Raw genomic sequence first — 21783 nt, 5'->3', positions numbered from 1 at the left:
TTTAGTCTACTGATAAGTAGCTTTTAGCACTCTCTTCCCATATTTCTCTGGTGTCACATTCGTGCGTGTTCGGACTATTTCTGCTATCACTTCTCACAATTCGACTCGGCCGGCCGAGACCTGGGTCACAGGCCCGCCCGCCGGGCGGTTGCGGCGATCGCGGCGATGATTCGCGGCCACGCCACCTTCGGCAGATCGTGGGCCATGCCCGGGATCGAGACGAACTCAGCGCCCGGGATCGCCCGCGCGGTCGCACGTCCACCACTGATGTCGACCAGCCGGTCCGCTTCGCCGTGGATGACCATCGCCGGCGCCGTGACCTCGGCGAGCATGGTCGTGCGGTCGCCGGCGGTGACCACGGCGGCGAGCTGTCGAGCCACCCCGTCGGGCCGGTGGGCGCGGTCGTATCGGGCAGCGACCACCGCCCGGATCTCCTCCTCGGGGACACCGGCGGATCCGATGGAACGGAACATCGAGACGGCCTGCTCGATGACCGCTTCCCTGCCGCCCACCGACGAAGCGGTCAACGCGGCGACGAGCTCGGGAGCGGACCTGCCGACGGTCGGACTCCCGGTCGTCGACATGATCGAGACCAGACTACGCACCCGATCGGAGTATTGAGCCGCCAACAGCTGTGCGATCATGCCACCCATCGAGCCGCCGACCACGTGCGCGCTACGGATCCCAAGCGCATCGAGCAGGCCCACGGCGTCGGCCGCCAGATCACTCAGCCCGTACGGCACCTCGGCGGTCCCGGCGGTGACCGCCGCCAGGTCCGGAGCCCCGTCGCCGTCGAGCCCGTCGGACAGGCCGGTGTCCCGATGGTCGTACCGGATCACCCGGAACCCCTCGGCCACCAGTCCCTGGCAGAACGCGACCGGCCAGTCGATCAGCTGACCGCCGAGGCCCATGATCAGCAACATCGGCGGGGCGTCCGGGCTCCCGAACTCCTCGTACTCCAGCGCGACCGCTCCGGCCTTGATCCGAGTCATGACCGTGAGTGTTGCGACCGGCCATAGGCGGCCGCAACACTCACGGGGTGGCCACGGAGTGAAGCCGGTAGTCGGCAGGGTCGAAGCGCCGGAGCGCGGCGCGGAACTGCCAGGTGAAGCCCGGCCACAGCACCGAGGAACCACCGTCGGGGTCGAGGTACCAGCTGGCGCAACCGCCGCCGGTCCACACCGTGCCCTTCAGCCGTTCCCGGATGTCGGCGACGAACGCGTCCTGGACCTCGGGGCGGACGTCGAGTGAGTCGGCGCCGGTGTGCCGCAGGTGCTGCACGCACTGGATCACGTACTCGATCTGCGCCTCCGCGTACAACAGCACCGAGGTGTGCCCGGTCGCGGTGTTCGGGCCGACGAGCATGAAGTAGTTGGGATAGCCGGAGACCGTCGTGCCCAGGTAAGCGGCGCGCCGCTGCGCCCAGCGCTTCGCCAGTGGGACGCCGTCGCGGCCACACAGCGGATCGGCGACCGGCATCACCTCGAATCCGGTGCCCAGGATGAGCGTGTCCAGCTCGTGCACCACGCCGTCGGCGGTACGCACCCCCTCGGGGACGACCTCGCTGATCGACTCGGTGACCACGTCGACGTTCGGGCTGGCCAGGGCGGGATGGAAGTCGTCGGTGACCACGATGCGCTTGCACCCGAGCGCGTAGTCCGGCGTGAGCTTCGCGCGCAGCTCCGGATCGGGAACCTGCCGGCGCAGCCGCTGCGTGGCGATCGCCTCGAGGAACCGGGATCGACCGTTGCGCAGGAAGCCGAACGCGATGAGCTCACGGAACAGGTACTGCCGCGCCCTGGCCAGCTTCTGCAGCAACGGCACGCGACGGTAGAGCCTGCGTTCGGTCGCGGTGATGGCGCGGTTGCGGCGCGGGAACGTCCAGTGCGCGGTGCGCTGGAACACCGTCAACCGGCCGACCTCCGGCTGAATCTCCGGGACGAACTGGGCGGCCGAGGACCCGGTGCCGATCACCCCCACGCGCTTACCGGCGAGCTCGTGGTCGTGGTCCCAGCGCGCGGAGTGGAACGTGTGACCGGCGAACGTGTCCAGCCCCGGGATGTCCGGCGCCATCGGGTTGGACAGCGGGCCCATGCTCGACACGACGAACTGCGCGCGGACCTCGCCCTTCGTGGTCCGCAGCACCCAGTGCTGCGCCGACTCGTCCCATTCGCCGCCGACGACCTCGTGACCGAAGCGGACGTGCGGCAGGACCGCGTGGCGGCGTGCGATCGTCTGGATGTAGTCCCAGATCTCGGCCTGCGGCGCGTAGACGTGGCTCCAGTCCGGGTTGGGCGCGAACGAGAACGAGTACAGGTGCGACTGCACGTCGACCGCGCAGCCCGGGTAGCTGTTGTCCCGCCAGGTGCCGCCGATGTCCTGCGCCCGCTCCAGGATGACGAAGTCGTCGATCCCGACCTGCTTGAGCCGCACGGCCATGCCCAGCCCGGCGAAGCCCGCCCCGATTATGGCTATGCGCACCGCGTCCACCAGCACATTCGTATCGACAACAGTGTTTCGACCGTAGGTTCCCCATCCGAGGAGCACAACACACGACAGGTTATGGACCGTTCAGACAGAAACCTGCGTCACAGTTATTGACTAAGTGGTCCATTACGGCGCACAGTGGGGTCATGACAACGCAGACACTCCCCGCCACCGACCACCCGCTCGAGCTCCAGGGCCGCCGCGCCCTGGTCACCGGCGGTTCCCGGGGCATCGGGGCCGCCATCACCCGCAGGCTGCTCGCGGCGGGCGCGACCGTCCTGACCACGGCCCGCTCCGCCACCGCCGACACCCCCGAGGGGGCGGAGTTCGTCGCGGCCGACGTGCGCACCCCCGAAGCCGTCGCCCAGCTGGCCCGTACGGCCGTCGAGCGGCTCGGCGGCGTGGACATCCTGATCAACAACGCCGGAGCGGCGCGCGTGCACGCCGGCGGCACCCCGGACATCCCGGCGAGCGAGTGGCAGGACGCCCTGGACATCAACTTCCTGTCCTCGGTGTGGCTGGACGCCGCCGTGCTACCCGGCATGCGGGAGCGGCGGTCCGGCGCCATCGTGCACATCTCGTCGACCGTCGTGCTCGACCCGACCGGGCCGTTCCTGCACTACGCGGCGGCCAAAGCGGCGCTGAACACCTACAGCAGGGGTCTCGCGCTCGAACAGGCCCCGTACGGCATCCGGGTCAACTCGGTGCTGCCCGGCAACGTCACGACCCCCGGCGCGGACCTGGCCCGTGAGCACATTGCCGAAGCGGTCGGCGTGACACCCGACGAGCTGGTCGCCGGCACCCCGCTCGGCCGCATCGGACAGCCGGACGACATCGCCGAGATGGTCGCGTTCCTGGTCTCCGACCGGGCCTCGTGGACCACCGGCCGCACCTTCACCGTGGACGGCGGAGGTTTCCCGCAGGGCTGATCCCCATTATGGATCGCCTGGTACATAAAGGCGTAGGGTGGGTTCGTGGCACGGCCTCGGAAGTTCGACGAAGCGCGGGTGATGCGCGCGGTCCGGGATCAGTTCTGGTCGGCCGGGTACGCCGGCACGTCGCTCGACGACCTGACCAGGGTCACCGGTCTGGGCCGGGGCAGCCTGTACGGCGCGTTCGGTGACAAGCACACGCTGTACCTGCGGGCGTTCGGCGAGTACTGCACCGAGACCGTCGGCGAGATCCGTCGCCGGCTGAGCGGGCCCGGGGATGCCTACGAGCGGCTGGCCACGCACGTGCGGGAGGTGGCGGCCGCCGTTGCCTCGGACATGGAGCGGCGGGGTTGCATGATGGCGAAGAGCACCGCCGAGCTGGCCGCCACCGACCCGGAGGTGGCGTCGCGCGCCTCGGTCGCGTTCACCGACCTGCACGCGGCCCTGACCGACTGCGTGCGGGAGGCCCAGCGCGACGGCGCCCTCTCCTCCACCGCCGACGCCGAGGCACTAGCCGGCCTGTTACTCGCGGTGCTGCGCGGCCTGGAGGCGCTAGGAAAGGGCGGCGTGAGCGGTTCTCTGCTCACCGCAACAGCCGACCAGGCGCTGGCACTGCTGCCTCAGGGACCTGCCAAGCGGCGCACCCTGTAGTAAAAATGGCTCCGCAAGTCTCCCGAGGGAGTCGCGAGCGACCCGGCTCCGCTCCGCGACTCTCCCCACAGGAGGTTCCGAGCGAAGCCAACTCCACTCCACGACTCTCCCCACACGAGGTTCCGAGCGAAGCCAACTCCACTCCACGACTCTCCCCACACGAGGTTCCGAGCGAAGCCAACTCCACTCCACGACTCTCCCCACACGAGGTTCCGAGCGAAGCCAACTCCACTCCACGACTCTCCCCACACGAGGTTCCGAGCGAAGCCAACTCCGCTCCGCGAGTCTCCCCGAAGGGGGTTCAGTGCGAAGCACTGCAAAGAACGCACCAGGCGAAGCAGAAAGCGACCAGACAACCGCGCGTCAGCGACGGCAGCGAAGCCCGGAGCGAAGCGAACGGCGAAGCCGCCGTAAGTTTCCGGTCGCGGGCCCCTCGAGGCGAAGCCGACGAGGGGTCCCGACCGGAAACTTGGACGCGCGAAAAGCCGGCAGGAGGAGAAACAGTGTGGCTTGGCGAGCCCACCGGGCAGGGGTGGGCCCAGATCGTTGAGCTGGTCATTGCGTTGGTGCTGTCCGCCGCCATCGGGCTGGAGCGGGAGCTTCGGCAGAAGAGCGCGGGACTGCGCACGCACACGCTGATCGGGTTCAGCGCCGCGCTCATCATGCTGGTGTCCAAGTACGGGTTCACCGATGTGCTGGGCGAGCACATCGTGTTGGACCCGTCCCGGGTGGCCGCGCAGATCGTGTCCGGGATCGGGTTCATCGGCGGTGGGTTGATCTTCGTCCGGCGGGACATGGTGCGCGGGTTGACCACCGCCGCCGCCGTCTGGTTGACCACCGCCGTTGGGATGGCGGCGGGCGCGGGGCTTCCGATACTCGCGCTGGTCGCCACCGTGGGGTACTTCGTCGTGCTGTACGGGTTCGCGCCGCTTTCGAAGTACCTGAGCCGGACCCAGCCTCGTGACCAGCATGTTCAGGTCGCCTACGAGGACGGCCGCGGTCTGTTGCGGCAGATTCTGAACACCTGCACGGCACGCGGCTGGGTCATCGCGCGGCTGTCCACCCAGACCTACCGTGAGCCGCTGGACCAGTGGATCGATCTGCCGGAGCCGCACGACCGGCATGCCGTGTCCGTCCTGATCACGCTGCACGGCCCGCACAGCTACGCCGATCTGGCCGCCGAGCTGACCGAGATCGACGGCGTCCTCGCCGTCTCCGCCGCTCACCCCGACGAGGAGTCCGAACTGACCCGTGAGTGATTTGGGCTGCCGGGGCAGCCCAAATCACTCACGGCTTATCTCAGGGCGCGGCGAAGGGCCTGCAGCAGGGCGTTGTCCCCGAGCTCGCCCGACCACTGGTCCAGCCGGGCACGGACCGCGGCCACCTCGGCGGACGTGACCCCGGCCAGCGGCAGCTGCAACCGGAACAGCGTGGCCAGCGCCTCGGTCTGCTCACCGACCACAATTCCGTCACGCAGGACACCCTGCGCTTCCAGCACGCGCAGCGCCTCCCGCACGCCGGACCGGCTCACCCCGAGCTGCTCGGCCAGGTCCCGCTCAGCGGGCAGCCGATCGCCCGGTGACAGCCTGCCGTCCAGGATGCGCTGCTCGATCTGGGCGAGCACCAGCTCGTGGGTGCGCGGCTTGTGAACCGGCCGCCACCCGTCGAGAACGGTCACCGCACAGCCTTCGCGGCGGCCACCAGATTCCGCAGCGCCGCGACCACCTCCCGCTCACCGCGTGTCTTGAGCCCGCAGTCCGGGTTGGCCCACAGCCGTTCCCTCGGCACCGACTTCACCGCGGCGCGCAGCAGGTCGGAGATCTCGCCCGCTTCCGGCACGTCCGGCGAGTGCACGTCGTACACCCCCGGCCCGAGGCCACGTTTGACGGCGTTGCCCAGGTCGTCGAGAACCTCCATCTTCGACCGCGCCGCCTCGACCGTCGTGACGTCGGCGTCCAGCGCGTCGATCGCGTCCACCACCGCGCCGAACTCCGAGTAGCACAGGTGGGTGTGGATCTGGGTCGAATCTGCCACACCGCCGGTGACCAGCCGGAACGCGTCGATCGACCAGTCGAGGTAGGCCGGCCGGTCGGCTTCTCGCAGCGGCAGCAGCTCGCGCAGCGCGGGCTCGTCGACCTGGATGATCCGCAGCCCGGCGGCCTCCAGGTCGTGCACCTCGTCGCGCAGCGCCAGTCCGACCTGGCGCGCGGTGACGCCCAGCGGCTGGTCGTCGCGCACGAACGACCAGGCCAGGATCGTGACCGGGCCGGTCAGCATGGCCTTCATCGGCCGGTCGGTCAGTCCCTGGGCGAACGTGCTCCAGGCGACCGTGATCGGCTCCGGCCGGGACACCTCGCCGTACAGGATCGGTGGCCGCACGCAGCGGGATCCGTAGGACTGGACCCAGCCGAGGTCGGTCGTGGCGAAGCCGTCGAGGTGCTCGGCGAAGTACTGCACCATGTCGTTGCGCTCCGCCTCGCCGTGCACCAGCACGTCGAGACCGATCTCCTCCTGCAGCCGCACCACCCGCTCGATCTCGGCGCGCATGCGTCGCTCGTACTCGGCATCGTCGAGCGTGCCGGCGTGGTGCGCGGCTCGGTCGGCCCGGATTTGGGAGTTCTGCGGGAACGACCCGATCGTCGTGGTCGGGATCGGGCCCAGCCGCAGCCGCTCCTGCTGAGCCGCGATCCGTTGCTGCGCGGTGCCGCGCCGGTAGTGGTCGGTGCCGAGGCGCTCCAGCCTGGCGCTCGTGCGGTCGTCGGCCGCGGTGCGTCCCGGCTTGGTGTAGGACTCGGTCCCGTCGGTACGGCCCTCGCGCAGCGCGCGGGACAGCGACACCACCTCGGCGACCTTCTGCTTGGCGAACGCCAGCCGGCGCGCCACGTCCGGGTCGAGCCCCGTCTCCACCGTCACGTCGTACGGCACGTGCAGCAACGAGCAGGACGTCCCGATCTCGACCCGGCCCGCGACCCCCAGCAGGGTCGCGGCCCTCGCCAGCGCGGTGTCGGTGTCGGTCCGCCAGATGTTGCGCCCGTCGACCACACCCGCGACGAGCGTCTTGTCCCGCAGCTGGGGCAGCCCCGCGGCCGCGTCCAGGTCGCTCTGGTTGGTCACCAGGTCCAGCGCGATCGCCTCGACCGGGCCGGCCGCGAGCACCGGCAGCGCCGGGCCGATGTTGCCGAAGTACCCGGCGACCAGCAGCCGAGGCCGCTCGGTCAGCTGCCCGAGGTACCGGTAGGCGCGGTCGAGCGCGGCGAGCTCCTCCTCGGTGCGATCGGCGGCGAACGCCGGCTCGTCCAGCTGCACCCACTGTGCACCGGCGGCCCCGAGCTCGCCGAGCAGCTGCCCGTAGACCTCCAGCAGCGGGTCCAGCAGGTCCAGCGGGACGAACCCGTCGGGAGCGCCCGCCCGCGCCTTGGCCAGCAGCAGGAACGTCACCGGGCCGAGCAGCACCGGACGCGTCTGGACGCCGACGCCGACCGCTTCCAGGTACTCGCGCACCGGCTTGCGGTCGAACAGCTCGAAGTTCGTGTCCGGCCCCAGCTCGGGCACCAGGTAGTGGTAGTTGGTGTCGAAGAACTTCGTCAGCTCCATCGCCGGGACACCCTCGGTGCCCCGTGCCATGGCGAACAGCAGATCCTCGTCCCGCAGGTTCAGCTCGGCGAACCGGTCAGGGACCGCCCCGACCGTGAGCGCCGCGTCCAGTACCTGGTCGTAATAGGAGAACGTGTTGCCGGGTACGGAGCCGAGGCCGGCCTCGGACAGCTCGGTCCAGGTGGTGCGCCTCAGCTCGGCGGCGGCGTGGCGCAGTGCATCGAGGTCGGACTTGCCGGCCCAGTAGCTCTCGACAGCGCGCTTGAGCTCTCGCTTCGGTCCGATTCGGGGGTAGCCCAGCACTGTGGGACCCAGCGGTGCAGTTTCGGTCACTGCTCTCTCCTCGCGAGCGTGCGGTGTCGTCCGCTTACCCGTGGGAGGCAGAAACCAGGCATGGCCCGAGAGTCCGCTCGACCCACCCACGAGGTCACGAACGTCCGCGCACCGGTGGTGCGCGCGCCGGTGGCAGGTCTTCGGACTCGTGGGCACCCGCCTTCCCAGGCGGACCTACTGGCCGTCGCTTCCCAGGCCTGGTGTGGCCCAGTGCTGTTGACGGCGGTCGTTCCCACTCACCGCTGCGGGGCAGTCCCGGATTCGCACCGGGTTCCCTCTTGCCTCACCGAGCACACAACAGCTGCCCGGTGAACCACCAGTACCCCCAGCCTAACCGGAACCGGCGCCTCACACGTAGCCATCAGTGCATGCCGTCACGACATCAGCTCGGAGCGACCACCTGTAACCCGGCCGCATGGGCCGCCTCCGCCTGGCGGAGGTCGTACGTGACCATCGCGTCGGCTTCCAGCCGCATCGCCACCGCGATGTGCAACGCGTCGAGGCTCCCCAGGTGTGTACTCGGCAGTAGGCCGGCCTGCGCATACACAGCACGGTCTGGTGTGTACAGGTAGAACAGGTCGAGTATGTCGGTCACCGCTGCCTGACTCAGCCCATCCCGGATGGCGATCCGCCGAAGCTCCGTTTCGAGCAACGCACCCGACACCACGTTGACGCCATCGTCCCGTTGCTGGTCGAGATACGCACCGAGCGCGACAGACTCAGCCTCGTCGAAGAGCAGTTTGCCCGCCGCGGACGTCTCGATGTAGACCGTCAACGATCACCGCGAAGGTAGTCGAGTGTCTCCTGGACCGGATGATCCATACGGACCCTCGGCAGGTCCGAGAACCTGCCCTTGGCGCGGGGCTCCCGGCACGGCAGCGAACTGGGCCGACGAGCCGGGGGCACAAGGATGGCCACGACCTCACCATGGTTGGTGATCTCGATGGTCTCCCCCGCCTGCACTTCGCGCAGGATCGCACTGCTGTTGTTCCGCAACTCTCGGTGCGGGATCGTTCGCGCCATCGGGCCCCTCATCGGCGAATGTAGCAATCGTAGCATCGCCACTCACCAGAGGCGGACACGCTCGGTGTCGGGGCGGTAGAGCTTGTCGCCCGGATGCAGGTCGAAGGCCTGGTAGAACGGGTCGGCGTTGCTGACCGGGCCGTTCGTGCGGAACTTCACCGGACTGTGCTCGTCGGCGAGCAGCTGCTGCCGCGTCGCCTCGTCGCGGCTCTTGCCCCGCCAGGACTGCGCGTAGCCGAGCCAGAACCGCTGCTCACCGGTGAACCCGTCGAGCACCGGAGCCTGCTTGCCGTCCAGGGCCTTCAGGTAGGCGCGGTGCGCGACGACCAGCCCGGACAGGTCCGCGATGTTCTCGCCGAGAGTGAGCTGGCCGTTGATGTGCGTGCCGGGCAGCGGTTCGTAGGCGTTGAACTGGGAGACCAGCGCGCCGGTCTTTGCCGCGAACGCCTGCCCGTCGGCCGGGGTCCACCAGTCACGCAGGTTGCCCGACGCGTCGTACTTGCTGCCCTGGTCGTCGAACGCGTGGCTGATCTCGTGGCCGATCGTCGCACCGATCCCGCCGTAGTTGACCGCGTCGTCGGCCTTCGCGTCGAAGTAGGGCGGCTGCAAGATCGCGGCCGGGAACACGATCTCGTTCATCGACGGGCTGTAGTAGGCATTGACCGTCTGCGGGGTCATGTCCCACTCTTCGCGGTCGATCGGCTTGCCCAGCTTGTCGATCGCGTACTGGTGGTCGAACTCGCGCGCCCGGTGCAGGTTGCCGACCAGATCGTCCCGCTTGATCACCAGCGACGAGTAGTCACGCCAGCGGTCCGGGTAGCCGATCTTCACGGTGAGCTTCGACAGCTTCTCCTTCGCCGCGACCTTCGTCGCCGGGGTCATCCAGTCGAGCTTGTCGATCGAGTCGCGATAGGCGTCGAGCAGGTTCCCCACGAGCGCCTCGGCGCGCTGCTTGGTCTCCGGCGCGAAGTACTTCGCCACGTACAGCTTGCCGATGGCCTCACCCAGCACGCTGTTGACGGCGGCCACCCCGCGCCGCCACCGCTCCTGGTTCTGCTCCTTGCCGCCCAGGACCTTGCCGGTGAAGTCGAACGACGTGGTGACGAAGTCGTCGCTCAGGCACGGCGCGTAGTCCTCGAGCAGGTGCCACTTGAGGTACTGCTTCCAGGTGTCGAGGGGCACGCTGGACAGCAGTCCGTTGAGCGCGGTGAAGTAGCTGGGCTGGTCGATCACCAGGTTCGGCTGGTGGATTCCGGCCGCGTCCAGGTAGGCGGCCCAGTCCAGCCCGGTCGTCCTCGTGGCGTCCGCGACGGCGAACTTGTTGTAGGTGGCGACCGCGTCCCGGTTGGCCGTCTCGGTCCACTGTGCCTGCGCGAGCTTGGTCTCCAGGTCCAGGATCCGCGCGGCGCTGCCGTCCGGGTCGGGCAACCCGGCGAGGCCGAACATCTTCGCGGTGTACGCCCGGTACTTGTCGCGCAGCGCGACCATGCCCGGATCCGTCGACAGGTAGTAGTCGCGGTCCGGCAGTGACGTGCCGCTCTGGGAGATCTCGGTGATGTACGCGGTCGCGTCCTTGGCGTCCTGGTTGACGCTCAGCCCGATCGGGTTGGACGCACCGGCCCGCTGGATCGCGCCGAGGTGGCGGACCAGGTCCGCCGGGTTGCTGATCCGGTCGACGGCGGCGAAGTCCGGGGTCAACGAGTCGGCGCGCAGCCTGTCGAGCCGGCCGGTGTCCATGAAGCTGGCGTACAGATCGCCGATCTTGCGCTCGTCGGAGTTCGCCGGCGCCTCGGTGTTCGCCCCGGCCTGCTGGATCAGGTCGCGCTGGTTCTCCCCGGCGCGCAGGGCGAGCATGGTGTCGGTGCCGTACTCGGAGCGGTCCGCCGGGATCGGCGTGTTCTTCAGCCAGCCACCGTTGGCGAACTCGAACAGGTCGTCCTGCGCCCGCACGCTCCGGTCGAACCCGGCGAGATCCAACCCCGAGCTCGGGGGCGGCGGTGGCGGTGGCGGCTGACTGCCGCACGCCGAGCTGAACGCAACAACCGCAACAACACCCAGCGCAACGACCTGCCGCCGCATGTACACCAGCCCTTCGTCGTGAGTGTTGAGTATGGCTCTGGCCATACTCAACACTCACGAGCGGTTACCAGACGAGCGTTCCGCCGGTTTGGTATTCGGTCACCCTGGTCTCGAAGAAGTTCTTCTCCTTCGTCAGGTCCATCGACTCCGACATCCAGCCGAACGGGTTCTCCCCCGCGTTGAACAGCGGGGCCAGACCCAGCTGCGCGCAGCGGCGGTCGGCGATGAACCGCATGTACTGCTCACACGAGTCCGCCGACAGGCCGAGCATCCCCCGGGGCAGGGTGTCGCGGCCGTAGGCGATCTCCAGCTCGCAGCCCTCGGCGAGCATCGAGCGGATCTCGGCGCGGAACGCGTCGGTCCACAGGTGCGGGTTCTCCGCCGCGATCTGGTTGATCACGTCGACGCCGAAGTTCAGGTGGATCGACTCGTCGCGCAGGATGTACTGGTACTGCTCGGCGATGCCCACCATCTTCCCGCGCCTGCCCAGCGCCAGGATCTGGGCGAACCCGGTGTAGAACCACATGCCCTCGAACACGACGTAGAACGCCACCAGGTCCCGGAGGAACGCCTGGTCAGCCGCCGTGGTGCCGGTGCGGAAGTCCGGGTCCTCCAGGCTCTGGGTGTGCTTCAGCGCCCACGCCGCCTTGTCGGTGATCGACGGCACCTCGCGGTAGGCGTTGAACAGCTCACCCTCGTCCAGGCCGAGCGACTCGCAGATGTACTGGAAGGTGTGCGTGTGCACGGCCTCCTCGAACGCCTGGCGCAACAGGTACTGACGGCACTCCGGGTTGGTCAGGTGCCGGTACACCGCGAGCACGATGTTGTTCGCCACCAGCGACTCCGACGTCGCGAAGAAGCCCAGGTTGCGCTTCACCATGTGCCGCTCGTCCGGGGTCAGCCCGTCCGGCGAGCGCCACAGCGAGATGTCCGCCTGCATGGACACCTCGGACGGCATCCAGTGGTTCGCGCACCCGGACAGGTACTTCTCCCACGCCCAGCGGTACTTGAGCGGGAGTAACTGGTTGACGTCCGCGCGGGCGTTGATCATGCGTTTGTCGCTGACGTCCACGCGGGACGCCCCACGCTCGATGACGCCGAGGCCGGTCGGGTCGACCACCTCCGCGGCGGCGGCCGGGGTGGGGTCGTCGAAGTTCAGGCTCACTGGCAGGCCTCGCAGTCCGGGTCGTCGATCGAGCAGGCGGCACCCTCCACCAGCACCGGGGCGGTGTCCACCGGCTTGGGAGCGGCGGCGACCGCGGCGGGCGCGACCGCGTTGAGGCGGCCGTCGGTCGTGGCCAGGGTGGACTTCTCCACCCTGGTGGCCGCCTGCGAACGCAGGTAGTAGGTCGTCTTCAGGCCGCGCACCCAGGCCAGCTGGTACAGCGCGTCCAGTGCCCGGCCGCTGGGCTGGGCGAGGTACAGGTTGAGCGACTGCGCCTGGTCGAGCCACTTCTGCCGGCGCGCGGCCGCCTCGATCAGCCACTTGCTGTCGATCTCGAACGCGGTGGCGTACAGCTCCTTCAGCTCGGCGGGCACCCGCTCGATCTCGCCGAGCGCACCGTCGAAGTACTTCAGGTCGCCGACCATCACCTGGTCCCACAGCCCACGCGCCGCCAGGTCCCTGACCAGGTGCTCGTTGACGACGGTGAAGTCGCCGGACATGTTCGACTTGACGTACAGGTTGCGGTAGAGCGGCTCGATCGACGGGTTGACCCCGGTGATGTTGGCGATCGTCGCGGTCGGCGCGATGGCCATGACGTTCGAGTTCCGCATACCCTGGGCCAGCACCTTGGACCGCAGCCCGTCCCAGTCGAGGCGCTGCGTGCGGTCCAGCTCCAGCTCGCCGTCGCGGCGGGTGGCGGCGAGCAGCTCGACCGAGTCGATCGGCAGCACGCCCTGGCTCCACAGCGAACCGAGGTAGGAGTCGTACCGGCCGCGCTCGGCCGCGAGATCGGACGACGCCGAGATCGCGTGGTAGCTGATCAGCTCCATCGACTCGTCGGCGAACTCCACGGCCTTCTCGCTGGCCATCGGGATGCGCAGGGTGAAGAGCGCGTCCTGGTGACCCATCAGCCCCAGACCCACCGGGCGGTGCCGCAGGTTGGACCGGCGCGCCGAGGGGATCGTGTAGAAGTTGATGTCGATCACGTTGTCCAACATGCGGACGGCGGTGCGCACGGTGCGCGCAAGCCGCTCGGTGTCGATCCCGTTCGCCGTGACGTGCCTGGCCAGGTTCACCGAGGCGAGGTTGCACACCGCGACCTCGTCTGCCGAGCGACCGGCGGTCCCGCCCGTGGTGTTCAGGGTGATCTCGGTGCACAGGTTCGACGAGTGCACGACACCGGCGTGGCGCTGCGGGGACCGCACGTTGCACGGATCCTTGAAGGTGATCCACGGGTGCCCGGTCTCGAACAGCATGGTCAGCATGCGCCGCCACAGATCGACCGCACGCACCGTCCGGAACACCGTGCGCTCGCCGCGCGCGGCGGCCTCCTCGTGCGCATGGTAGGCCTCTGTGAACTCGTCGCCGTACAGATCGTGCAGGTCAGGGGCCTCGTCCGGGGAGAACAGCGTCCAGTCGGCGTCCGCCCGGACCCGGCGCAGGAACTCGTCCGGCACCCAGTTCGCGGTGTTCATGTCGTGCGTACGCCGCCGGTCGTCGCCGGTGTTCTTACGCAGGTCGAGGAACTCCTCGACGTCGATGTGCCAGGTCTCCAGGTAGGCGCACACCGCGCCCTTGCGCTTGCCGCCCTGGTTCACCGCGACCGCCGTGTCGTTGGCGATCTTCATGAACGGCACGACACCCTGGGACTCGCCGTTGGTGCCCTTGATGTGCGCGCCGATGCCGCGCACCGGCGTCCAGTCGTTGCCCAGCCCACCCGCGTACTTCGACAGCAGCGCGTTGTCGCTGATCGCACCGAAGATGCCGGGCAGATCGTCCGGGATCGAGGTGAGGAAGCACGAGGACAGCTGCGGCCGGGTGGTACCGGCGTTGAACAATGTCGGCGTCGAGCACATGACGTCGAACACCGACAGCAGCCCGTAGAACTCCGACGCCCGCGTCTCCCGGTCGATCTCGCGCAGCGCCAGACCCATCGAGACCCGCAGGAAGAACGCCTGCGGCAGCTCGTAGCGCTTGCCGCCGGAGTGCAGCAGGTACCGGTCGTAGAGCGTCTGCAGGCCGAGGAAACCGAAGTCGAGATCACGCTCGGGGCGGACGACCGAGGTGATCCGGTCCAGGTCGAACTCGGCGAGCGCGGGGTCGAGCTGGCCCAGCTCGATGCCCCGGCGCAGGTAGGCGGCCAGGTACTCGGGGTAGCGCCTGGCGGTCTCCGCCTGGTCGGCCGGCGGGGTGAGGCCGAGCGCGCTGAACGCCTCGCGGCGCAGCAGGTCCAGCAGCAGCCGGGAGCTGACGAACGAGTGGTCCGGGTCGGTCTCCACCAGCGCGCGGGCGGCGAGCACCGGCGCCTGGTCGAGCTCGTCGGTGCTCATGCCGTCGTAGAGCAGCTTGCGGGTCTCCGACAGCACCCGATCGGCGTCCGCGCCGGTCAGACCCTCGCAGGCCTCGGCGATGATCCGCTCCAACCGGGCGACGTCGATCGGCGCGGAGGTGCCGTCGGCGAGCCGGACCGTGGGCTGGGTGGGGTCGACCGGGGTGCTCGGCCCGGACGCGGCGCGCGCCTTCGCGTGCTCCTCGCGGTACAGCACGTACGAGCGGGCCACCTGGTGCTGCCCACCGCGCATCAGCGCCAGCTCGACCTGGTCCTGGATGTCCTCGATGTGCAGCGCCCGGTCGGGCCCGGCGTGCCGCAGCAGGGCCAGCTCGACTGCCTCGGTGAGCTCGGCCACGACCGCGCGTACCCGGCTCGACGAACCGGCGTCGGTGCCCTCGACATCGAGGAACGCCCTGGTCAGGGCAGAGGAAATCTTGGTCGAGTCGAACGCGGTCGTCTCACCGTTGCGCTTGACGACCGGAATCTCGGTGTCACGCGGTCGGGGGCGCGGGGGCGCCTGTTCCTGGGTAGCCGTCATGTCGGCGCTACTCCTCACGAGTTCGCTGCCTTGTGGCGAGTCAGCGACAGGGGAACACAGCGCACCGACAGTTCGGTGGCGGTCCTCCCACGGGACCACTGACCCTGAGCGCGCCGGCGGCGCACCCGTCGATGGCAGGTCTTCGGACTCACGGGCTCGGCGTGCTGTGCACACACGCCACCTACTGACCGTCGCTTCCCAGGTGCGCGCGCACCCAGTGCTTGATGACGGCGGTCGTACCCGTTCACCGCTGCGGGGCAGTCCCGGACTCTCACCGGGTTCCCTGTTGCCACGTGATCCACGTGAGTGCCGTGGACCACGAACCACCAACGCTGCAGACCCTACATCTTGCGCTTTAGTGACCAACGCACCACTACATGCGGGGGCGTGTCGCCCCGACTGGAGTCCCTCGACCGGCTGAATCCACCACTCTCAGCCATGGACCGGTGACAGAGGAGCGTGTTACGTTGGGGTGGTAGCTGTCATGTTTTCCACGCCGTGCACGGTGCGCATCGCGGACTATCTGACTTCAACCACAGTTCGCCATCCGTTCATGTCGAATCAAGAAATTCGGTATTTGCCGGTGGCTGTGGCATAAGCAAATACGCCCTGCGCAGGGTCCGCGGGACGAGAACGACAGTTGGTAAACGCCGGTCACTGCCCGGCCCGAGGGTGATAGAGAGGTGGAAGTAGTGAGCGGATTTCAGGCAACACTGCGCGAGCAGGTAGACGACGCCCAGGAACGGATGGCGTCCGCCGTGCTCGAGGACAACACCTCCCAAATTCACGCACACGGCGCGCGATTGATGGATCTACTCGACCGCGCGAGTTCGCACGGCATCGACACCAAGGGTTGGGTGGACAACTCGGTCCTGCGGCTCGCCCGCGAAGTGGTCTGATCAGCATCAGCACCGCGCACAGCACGGACACCGTCCTCAGCGGCGAGGACGGTGCACCGCTGACACCTGCGCAGCGCAGGGCGATCAGGGACGACGCCTCGGCGGCCCCTGCCGACCCGATCCGGGCATATCTGCTGCAGATCAAGCGAACCGGCCTGCTCAACGCGGTCGAAGAGGTCGAGATCGCCAAACGGATCGAGGTCGGCCTGTACGCCGCCGAGCGCTTACGCAGCGACACCGCGAGCGCCGCGACGACCGCATCCGGCCTGACCTCCACCGAGCTGCGGCGCGAGCTGCGCTGGATGGTCCGCGACGGCGAACGCGCCAAGAACCACCTCCTCGAGGCGAACCTCCGCTTGGTCGTCTCACTTGCGAAGCGCTACACCGGCCGTGGCATGGCCTTCCTCGACCTGATCCAGGAAGGCAACGTCGGCCTGATCCGCGCGGTGGAGAAGTTCGACTACGCCAAGGGCTACAAGTTCTCCACCTACGCCACCTGGTGGATCCGCCAGGCGATCACCCGCGCCATGGCCGACCAGGCACGCACGATCCGGTTGCCGGTCCACATGGTCGAGATCATCAACAAGCTCGGCCGAATCCAGCGTGAGCTGCTGCAGGAGCTGGGCCGTCCGGCGACTCCGGAGGAGCTGGCCGTCGAGGTCGACGTGACCCCGGAACGGGTCGTGGAGATCCAGCAGTACGCCCGCCAGCCGCTGTCGCTCGACCAGTCGATCGGCGAGGAGGGCGACGGCGGTCAGCTCGGCGACCTGCTGCAGGACACCGAAGCGGTGGTCGCCATCGACTCGGTCGCGTTCGGACTGATGCGTGAGCAGCTGCAGTCGATCCTGGAGACGTTGTCCGCGCGGGAGGCCGGGGTCGTCCGGTTGCGTTACGGGCTGACCGATGGTCGGCCACGTACGTTGGACGAAATCGGTCACGTGTACGGCGTGACGCGGGAGCGTATCCGGCAGATCGAGTCGACGACGATGGCGAAGTTGCGTCATCCTGCTCGGTGCCAGGCGCTTCAGGGCTATCTGAGCTGATCTTGTCCCGGGGGGGTGCATCCCCGCTGGCTTTTTAGTGTGCTTGGCGTGGCCGCCCGCTCTCAACCCCCGGCTGGCGCCGGCCTCGCGCAGGCTCCTGGTTGCACGTAGTTCGGGGGCGAGGTTTCAGGGTTGACAGCGGGCGGCCACGCCAAGTGCTTAGCCAGGATCGCGGGGGAAGGGGAGCTCTGCGGCGCTTGTGTTGGTCACGGCTGCGCCGCGCCCCTTTCGTGCACCCGTCCGAGGCTCCTCGGTCGCCCCACCAGTCACACCCACCCCATCGCGGCCGACTTTGCACATCCACGTGCTGCCTCGCACACGTCCGGACATGTGCGACCCAGCACGTAGGTGTGCAAAGCCAGCGACGACACCCCACCTGTCACACGCGTAACGTGTCGGGGACCTCGCAGAGGCTCACGTCGCATCGCAGACACTGCAACATCTGCGACGCAACACGAAGCTCTGCGAGGCGTGACAAAAGCGACCACAGAGACTCCTGGGACTACACGCAACGCGCGAGGGCGCAGCCCAATGCGCACAGACAGCGCCATCGGCCCGCCACCACCAACGGCATGCACGCACACCTGCCCCTTCCCCGCGATCCTGGCCAAGCACTTGGCGTGGCCGCCCGCTGTCAACCCTGAAACCTCGCCCCCGAACTACGCGCAACCACGAACCCGCGCGAGGCCGGCGAAGCCGGGGGTTGAGAGCGGGCGGCCACGCCAAGCACACTGAAAGCCAGCGGGGATGATCACCCCGACCAAGCACACTCACGAGCCAAGATGTGCGCTACGCTCGACAACAAGAGAACACATGCAATCATGCGCATGTGTTACCACTAAGGGGGTAGCTCGCGTGGGTGAAGACCACGGACACGGGCATGGACACGGCCACGCCATGTCCCCGAACGCGGACCGCCGCTGGCTGAGCATCGCGCTCGCCCTGATCGCCGGCTTCATGACGGTCGAGGTGGTCGTCGGCATCATCGCGCAGTCGCTCGCACTGCTGTCCGACGCCGCGCACATGCTGACCGACGCCGCCTCCATCGTGCTCGCGCTGTTCGCCATGAAGCTCGCCGCACGCCCGGCCAAGGGCATCTTCACCTACGGCCTCAAACGTGCCGAAATCCTGTCCGCGATGGCCAACGGGCTGACACTGCTGCTGCTCGCGCTCTGGCTGACCTACGAGGCGATCCATCGGTTGATCGAGCCGCCGCCGGTCGAGGGTGGACTGGTGCTGGTCACCGCGCTCGTCGGCATCGTGGTCAACGTGCTCGCGGCGTGGGCGATCAGCAAGGCGAACCGGTCGAGTCTCAACGTCGAGGGCGCGTTCCAGCACGTGCTCAACGACCTGTTCGCGTTCATCGCCACCGCGGTGGCCGGGCTGGTCATCCTGCTCACCGGGTTCACCAGGGCGGACGGCATCGCGTCGCTCATCGTCGTCGCGCTGATGGTGAAGGCAGGTCTCGGCCTGGTCCGGGATTCCGGCCGGATCTTCCTCGAGGCCGCACCGGCTGGCGTAAATCCTGACGCGCTCGGCGATCGGTTGGTGGGGCAGACCGACGTCGACGAGGTGCACGATCTTCACGTGTGGCAGATCACCTCGGGCCAAACCGCGCTGTCGGCGCACGTTCTGGTGACGCCGGGAAGCGACTGTCATGCGCTGCGGAGATCGCTGGAACTGCTGCTCAGCAGCGATTACGGCATCACACACACCACCCTGCAGGTCGACCACGCGTGCGTCGAAGGGGCCATCGCGCCCGAGGGGTGCACCTCGCTTCCGATGGCCGAGGCACACCACAGGAACACCCATGGCCCCATTCACCGCAACGAGCCCCACCACCACTGACCAACTTTGGGTAGACTTGCTTCTGTTCGACCAGAAACTCTCGGGGAGGGGCCGAACAATTAACGCGAGTTCGACGTCGCTTTGTCGACGCCTGACCGCGACACCAGTGGTGCTCGTTCTGATGCTGTTGTCGCTGTTCGGCGCAGCCATCGACGACCCAGTAAACCCCGCCACCGCGATCAGTCCGGTGGTGGCGACAGTTGAGGTCGCCTTCACGACGAAGGCGACGAGCGCGGACCACAAGCAGCACGAATACCCTGCTCCCGGTAACCATCCGCACTGCTCACACTGGGCGAATGCCCGGTCGATGATGGTCGAGAGCTCGCCCTGTCAGTCACATCAGGGCGTGGTCGTTGATTACCCGAGTCAACAACACCGCACTCCCGCGCCGTGGCACGAAGCATTAGCCGTGCCCGCTCTCACCGCATCGCGCACTCCCGCCGCTCTTCAGGTGTTTCGTAGCTGATTCCTGCGCGCTTCCGTCCTTTCGGACGGAGTCACCCGCAGGTTTCGCTCCCTAACAACCTGAAAGCGAGATACCACACGTGTCCTTCCAGGACCTCGTGGCGCACGCGCGCGCCCACAGCAGCACCGACGATCCCAGTCGGCAGGAATTGGCGAAAGGCCAATCCCCGGCGGCGATGTTCATCGGATGTTCAGATTCACGGATTGTTCCGACCGCCATATTCGGCGCCGGTCCGGGTGAGCTGTTCGAACTGCGCACGGCCGGAAACGTCATTCCGACCGTCGAGCACCCGACCAGTGAGATCGCGACGATCGAGTACGCCGTCGCGGTACTCCAGGTGCCGAACATCGTGCTGTGCGGGCACCGGCACTGCGGCGCCGTTGCCGCGCTGACCAGCGGCGGCGTCGATTCCGACACGCTGCCCACACTGGGCCGCTGGCTCGCCGGGCTGTCCGGCCCCACCGCCGAGGCAGCCGAACAGGAGCAGCTCGAACAGCTCCATCTGCTCAACCAGTTCACCGCACTGCAAGAAATTCCCGCCGTCCGCCAACGCGTCGACAGCGGCGATCTGCAACTGCACTGCTGGTTCTACGACATCGGCACCGGCTCGGTGTCCCACTGGACGGGAGACGCACATGCGCCATCGTTCGCCCAACTCTGACAACAACACGACACACGACTCGGCTACACAAACTTCATCGCCGCGAAACGAATTCGACGGACCTCCCGGGCATATTCCTAGGCCCAAGGACCCGCAGCGGTCAGCCGTCCACCAACCGAGGAGCGACTTGACCAGCCAAACGGAGCAGCGACCACCCGGCCGTGGCTCAACGTCACCGCCCACGCCGACCATGGCCGACCGATTGCGTAGCTTCAAGGGAAACCTGCTGCCCGACTTCGCGGCGTCGCTCGTGGTCTTCCTGGTGGCGCTGCCCCTGTGCGTCGGGGTCGCGGTCGCTTCCGGCGCCCCGGCCGAGCTGGGCATCATCACCGGCATCGTCGGTGGCCTCGTCGCCGGTTCGCTGCCCGGAAGCGGGCTGCAGGTCAGCGGGCCGGCGGCCGGTCTGACCGTGCTGGTCGCGGACGCCATCGCCCGGCACGGCCTGCCCGCGCTGGGTGTGCTGGTGGTCGGTGCCGGCCTGATCCAGCTGATCCTCGGTCTGCTGAAGCTGGGCAGCTGGTTCCAGGCGATCTCACCCTCGGTCGTGCAGGGCATGCTGGCCGGCATCGGCCTGGTGCTGATCATCGGCCAGCTGTACCCGCTGATCGGGGCCAAGCAGCCCCAGGAGATGGGCGACAAGCTGCTGCAGCTGCCCGGTCTCGTCACCGGCATCGGCTCCCAGCCGGGTGCCGCCTGGTCGGCGGGGCTCGGTGCGTTCACGCTCGCGGTCATGATCCTCTGGCCGAAGCTGCCGAAGTCGGTGCGCGCGGTCCCTGCACCGCTGGTCGCGGTGCTGAGTGCCTCGGTCATCACCGGGGTGTTCGCGCTGCCGGTCGCCCGCATCGAGGTCGGTTCGCTGGCCGACGCGCTCAACTTCCCCGGCCAGTCGCAGCTCGGGCTGTTCCTCGACCCGGCGATCCTCGGTTCGATCCTGACGATCGCCATCGTCGCGTCGGCGGAGAGCATGTTCAGCGCCGCGGCGGTGGACCGGATGCACGACGGTCCGCCGACGAAGTACAACGCCGAGCTGGTCGCCCAGGGCACCGGCAACGTGGTGAGCGGCGTGTTCGGTGCGATGCCGATGACCGCCGTGATCGTGCGTAGCGCGGCGAACGTGCAGGCCGGAGCCCGCACCAAGATGTCGCGGATTCTGCACGGCGTGTGGTTGCTGCTGTTCGCGGTGCTCCTGCCGGACCTGCTCAACCTGGTGCCGCTGTCCGCGCTCGCCGCGCTGCTGGTGCACGCGGGTTGGAAGCTCGTCGACCCGAAGAAGCTGGTGAAGTCCGCGAAGCACGACCGCGCGGAGGCCATGATCACCGGTGTCACCGCTGTGACGATCTTCGGTATCGACATGCTGACCGGTGTGCTCATCGGTCTGGGTCTGGCGATCGCGCTGGCCGCGTGGCGGCTGTCGCACATCACCGTCGACTGGCACCGCGAGGACCATCACGTGCAGGTCAAGCTGCGGGGCAACGCCACGTTCCTGCGGTTGCCGCAGATTCTGCGGGCGCTGGAGGAGGTTCCGCACGCCCGCTACGTCGAGCTGGACCTGACCGGGGTCCGGCACCTCGACCAGGCCACCCAGGCGACTCTGGAGGACTGGGCGGCGCAACGCACGAAGGCCGACTCGCAGGTCAGCACTGCGTTGCCGCAGCCAGTCCCCTGAACTCGCCGACCCCGCAAGAAATGACCAGCGAAATCCAGCGACTCGCGCAGCACAGTCCAGCGACTC

At 68.2% G+C, this 21783-nt stretch carries 18 protein-coding genes and 2 riboswitches; of the genes, 9 read left to right on the top strand and 9 right to left on the bottom strand.

Annotation, left to right across the window (positions count from 1 at the left end):
• Window positions 1-125: 125 nt before the first annotated feature.
• Entirely contained in the window at window positions 126-992 is an 867-nt protein-coding gene (locus tag G406_RS0138525; RefSeq protein ID WP_028937988.1) for an alpha/beta fold hydrolase, read from the bottom strand.
• Window positions 993-1032: 40 nt separating this feature from the next.
• On the bottom strand, window positions 1033-2481 hold the full coding sequence (locus G406_RS0138520) for a flavin-containing monooxygenase (protein WP_245607368.1): 1449 nt from the start codon (window positions 2479-2481) through the stop codon (window positions 1033-1035).
• 152 nt (window positions 2482-2633) lie between these two features.
• On the opposite strand from G406_RS0138520, the gene G406_RS0138515 reads away from it, so the two are divergent.
• The 3 genes from G406_RS0138515 (at window position 2634) to G406_RS59225 (ending at window position 5329) form a co-directional block, all read left to right on the top strand.
• Window positions 2634-3416, top strand: coding sequence for an SDR family oxidoreductase (locus tag G406_RS0138515; protein ID WP_028937986.1), 783 nt, complete (start codon window positions 2634-2636; stop codon window positions 3414-3416).
• Between the two features lie 45 nt (window positions 3417-3461).
• Window positions 3462-4070, top strand: coding sequence for a TetR/AcrR family transcriptional regulator (locus tag G406_RS0138510; RefSeq protein ID WP_028937985.1), 609 nt, complete (start codon window positions 3462-3464; stop codon window positions 4068-4070).
• 503 nt (window positions 4071-4573) lie between these two features.
• Window positions 4574-5329 carry an MgtC/SapB family protein gene (locus G406_RS59225; RefSeq protein ID WP_028937984.1) on the top strand — a complete coding sequence of 252 codons (756 nt, stop codon included), beginning with the start codon at window positions 4574-4576 and terminating at the stop codon, window positions 5327-5329.
• 35 nt (window positions 5330-5364) lie between these two features.
• Here the strand turns inward: G406_RS59225 and G406_RS59590 are convergent, their stop codons facing one another.
• The 7 genes from G406_RS59590 to G406_RS0138470 all read right to left on the bottom strand — a co-directional run bounded on the left by G406_RS59590 (window position 5365) and on the right by G406_RS0138470 (window position 15134).
• Window positions 5365-5748, bottom strand: a complete 384-nt coding sequence (locus tag G406_RS59590; protein ID WP_051343246.1) for a GntR family transcriptional regulator — start codon at window positions 5746-5748, stop codon at window positions 5365-5367.
• Window positions 5745-7997, bottom strand: a complete 2253-nt coding sequence (gene metE / locus G406_RS0138495) for a 5-methyltetrahydropteroyltriglutamate--homocysteine S-methyltransferase (RefSeq protein WP_028937983.1) — start codon at window positions 7995-7997, stop codon at window positions 5745-5747. Before metE ends, G406_RS59590 begins: the two co-directional genes overlap by 4 nt.
• A 114-nt stretch (window positions 7998-8111) precedes the next feature.
• Window positions 8112-8330, bottom strand: a riboswitch (cobalamin riboswitch).
• A 49-nt stretch (window positions 8331-8379) separates the two neighbouring features.
• Entirely contained in the window at window positions 8380-8772 is a 393-nt protein-coding gene (locus tag G406_RS0138490) for a type II toxin-antitoxin system VapC family toxin (protein ID WP_028937982.1), read from the bottom strand.
• Window positions 8769-9020: a type II toxin-antitoxin system Phd/YefM family antitoxin gene (locus tag G406_RS0138485; RefSeq protein WP_028937981.1), complete on the bottom strand. Its 252-nt coding sequence runs from the start codon at window positions 9018-9020 to the stop codon at window positions 8769-8771. Before G406_RS0138485 ends, G406_RS0138490 begins: the two co-directional genes overlap by 4 nt.
• Window positions 9021-9062: 42 nt before the next feature.
• A complete protein-coding gene (locus G406_RS0138480; RefSeq protein WP_211241391.1) occupies window positions 9063-11144 on the bottom strand; it encodes a M13 family metallopeptidase in 2082 nt (693 codons plus the stop codon).
• Window positions 11145-11163: 19 nt separating this feature from the next.
• On the bottom strand, window positions 11164-12264 hold the full coding sequence (locus tag G406_RS0138475; protein ID WP_037080737.1) for a ribonucleotide-diphosphate reductase subunit beta: 1101 nt from the start codon (window positions 12262-12264) through the stop codon (window positions 11164-11166).
• Window positions 12261-15134 carry a ribonucleoside-diphosphate reductase subunit alpha gene (locus tag G406_RS0138470; protein WP_028937978.1) on the bottom strand — a complete coding sequence of 958 codons (2874 nt, stop codon included), beginning with the start codon at window positions 15132-15134 and terminating at the stop codon, window positions 12261-12263. The genes G406_RS0138475 and G406_RS0138470 overlap by 4 nt, the downstream gene beginning before the upstream one ends.
• Before the next feature lie 116 nt (window positions 15135-15250).
• Window positions 15251-15480, bottom strand: a riboswitch (cobalamin riboswitch).
• Between the two features lie 346 nt (window positions 15481-15826).
• On the opposite strand from G406_RS0138470, the gene G406_RS58620 reads away from it, so the two are divergent.
• The 6 genes from G406_RS58620 to G406_RS0138445 all read left to right on the top strand — a co-directional run bounded on the left by G406_RS58620 (window position 15827) and on the right by G406_RS0138445 (window position 21717).
• Window positions 15827-16033, top strand: a complete 207-nt coding sequence (locus tag G406_RS58620) for a hypothetical protein (RefSeq protein ID WP_037080735.1) — start codon at window positions 15827-15829, stop codon at window positions 16031-16033.
• Window positions 15988-17076 (top strand): RNA polymerase sigma factor, encoded by a 1089-nt coding sequence (locus G406_RS52480; RefSeq protein WP_425414675.1) that lies wholly within the window; start codon window positions 15988-15990, stop codon window positions 17074-17076. Before G406_RS58620 ends, G406_RS52480 begins: the two co-directional genes overlap by 46 nt.
• 897 nt (window positions 17077-17973) lie before the next feature.
• A complete protein-coding gene (locus G406_RS0138455) occupies window positions 17974-18924 on the top strand; it encodes a cation diffusion facilitator family transporter (RefSeq protein WP_028937976.1) in 951 nt (316 codons plus the stop codon).
• Window positions 18887-19390 (top strand): hypothetical protein, encoded by a 504-nt coding sequence (locus G406_RS57535; RefSeq protein WP_156935372.1) that lies wholly within the window; start codon window positions 18887-18889, stop codon window positions 19388-19390. The genes G406_RS0138455 and G406_RS57535 overlap by 38 nt, the downstream gene beginning before the upstream one ends.
• A 97-nt stretch (window positions 19391-19487) precedes the next feature.
• Window positions 19488-20051: a carbonic anhydrase gene (locus tag G406_RS52475; protein ID WP_245607367.1), complete on the top strand. Its 564-nt coding sequence runs from the start codon at window positions 19488-19490 to the stop codon at window positions 20049-20051.
• Between the two features lie 127 nt (window positions 20052-20178).
• Window positions 20179-21717, top strand: coding sequence for a SulP family inorganic anion transporter (locus G406_RS0138445; protein WP_037080733.1), 1539 nt, complete (start codon window positions 20179-20181; stop codon window positions 21715-21717).
• Window positions 21718-21783: the final 66 nt, after the last annotated feature.

The organism is Actinospineispora spinosispora DSM 44797 (assembly GCF_000429025.1).
In the GTDB taxonomy this organism is placed as follows: domain Bacteria; phylum Actinomycetota; class Actinomycetes; order Mycobacteriales; family Pseudonocardiaceae; genus Pseudonocardia; species Pseudonocardia spinosispora.
Note: the sequence above shows the minus strand (reverse complement) of the source record. Positions and strands in the feature narration are given on the sequence as shown.

Coding starts and splice junctions, on each gene's coding strand:
- G406_RS0138455 (WP_028937976.1), top strand. CDS start 17,974: ATGTCCCCGAACGCGGACCGCCGCTGGCTGAGCATCGCGCTCGCCCTG.
- G406_RS0138525 (WP_028937988.1), bottom strand. CDS start 992: ATGACTCGGATCAAGGCCGGAGCGGTCGCGCTGGAGTACGAGGAGTTC.
- G406_RS0138470 (WP_028937978.1), bottom strand. CDS start 15,134: ATGACGGCTACCCAGGAACAGGCGCCCCCGCGCCCCCGACCGCGTGAC.
- G406_RS0138485 (WP_028937981.1), bottom strand. CDS start 9,020: ATGGCGCGAACGATCCCGCACCGAGAGTTGCGGAACAACAGCAGTGCG.
- G406_RS0138515 (WP_028937986.1), top strand. CDS start 2,634: ATGACAACGCAGACACTCCCCGCCACCGACCACCCGCTCGAGCTCCAG.
- G406_RS0138480 (WP_211241391.1), bottom strand. CDS start 11,144: ATGGCCAGAGCCATACTCAACACTCACGACGAAGGGCTGGTGTACATG.
- G406_RS57535 (WP_156935372.1), top strand. CDS start 18,887: ATGGCCCCATTCACCGCAACGAGCCCCACCACCACTGACCAACTTTGG.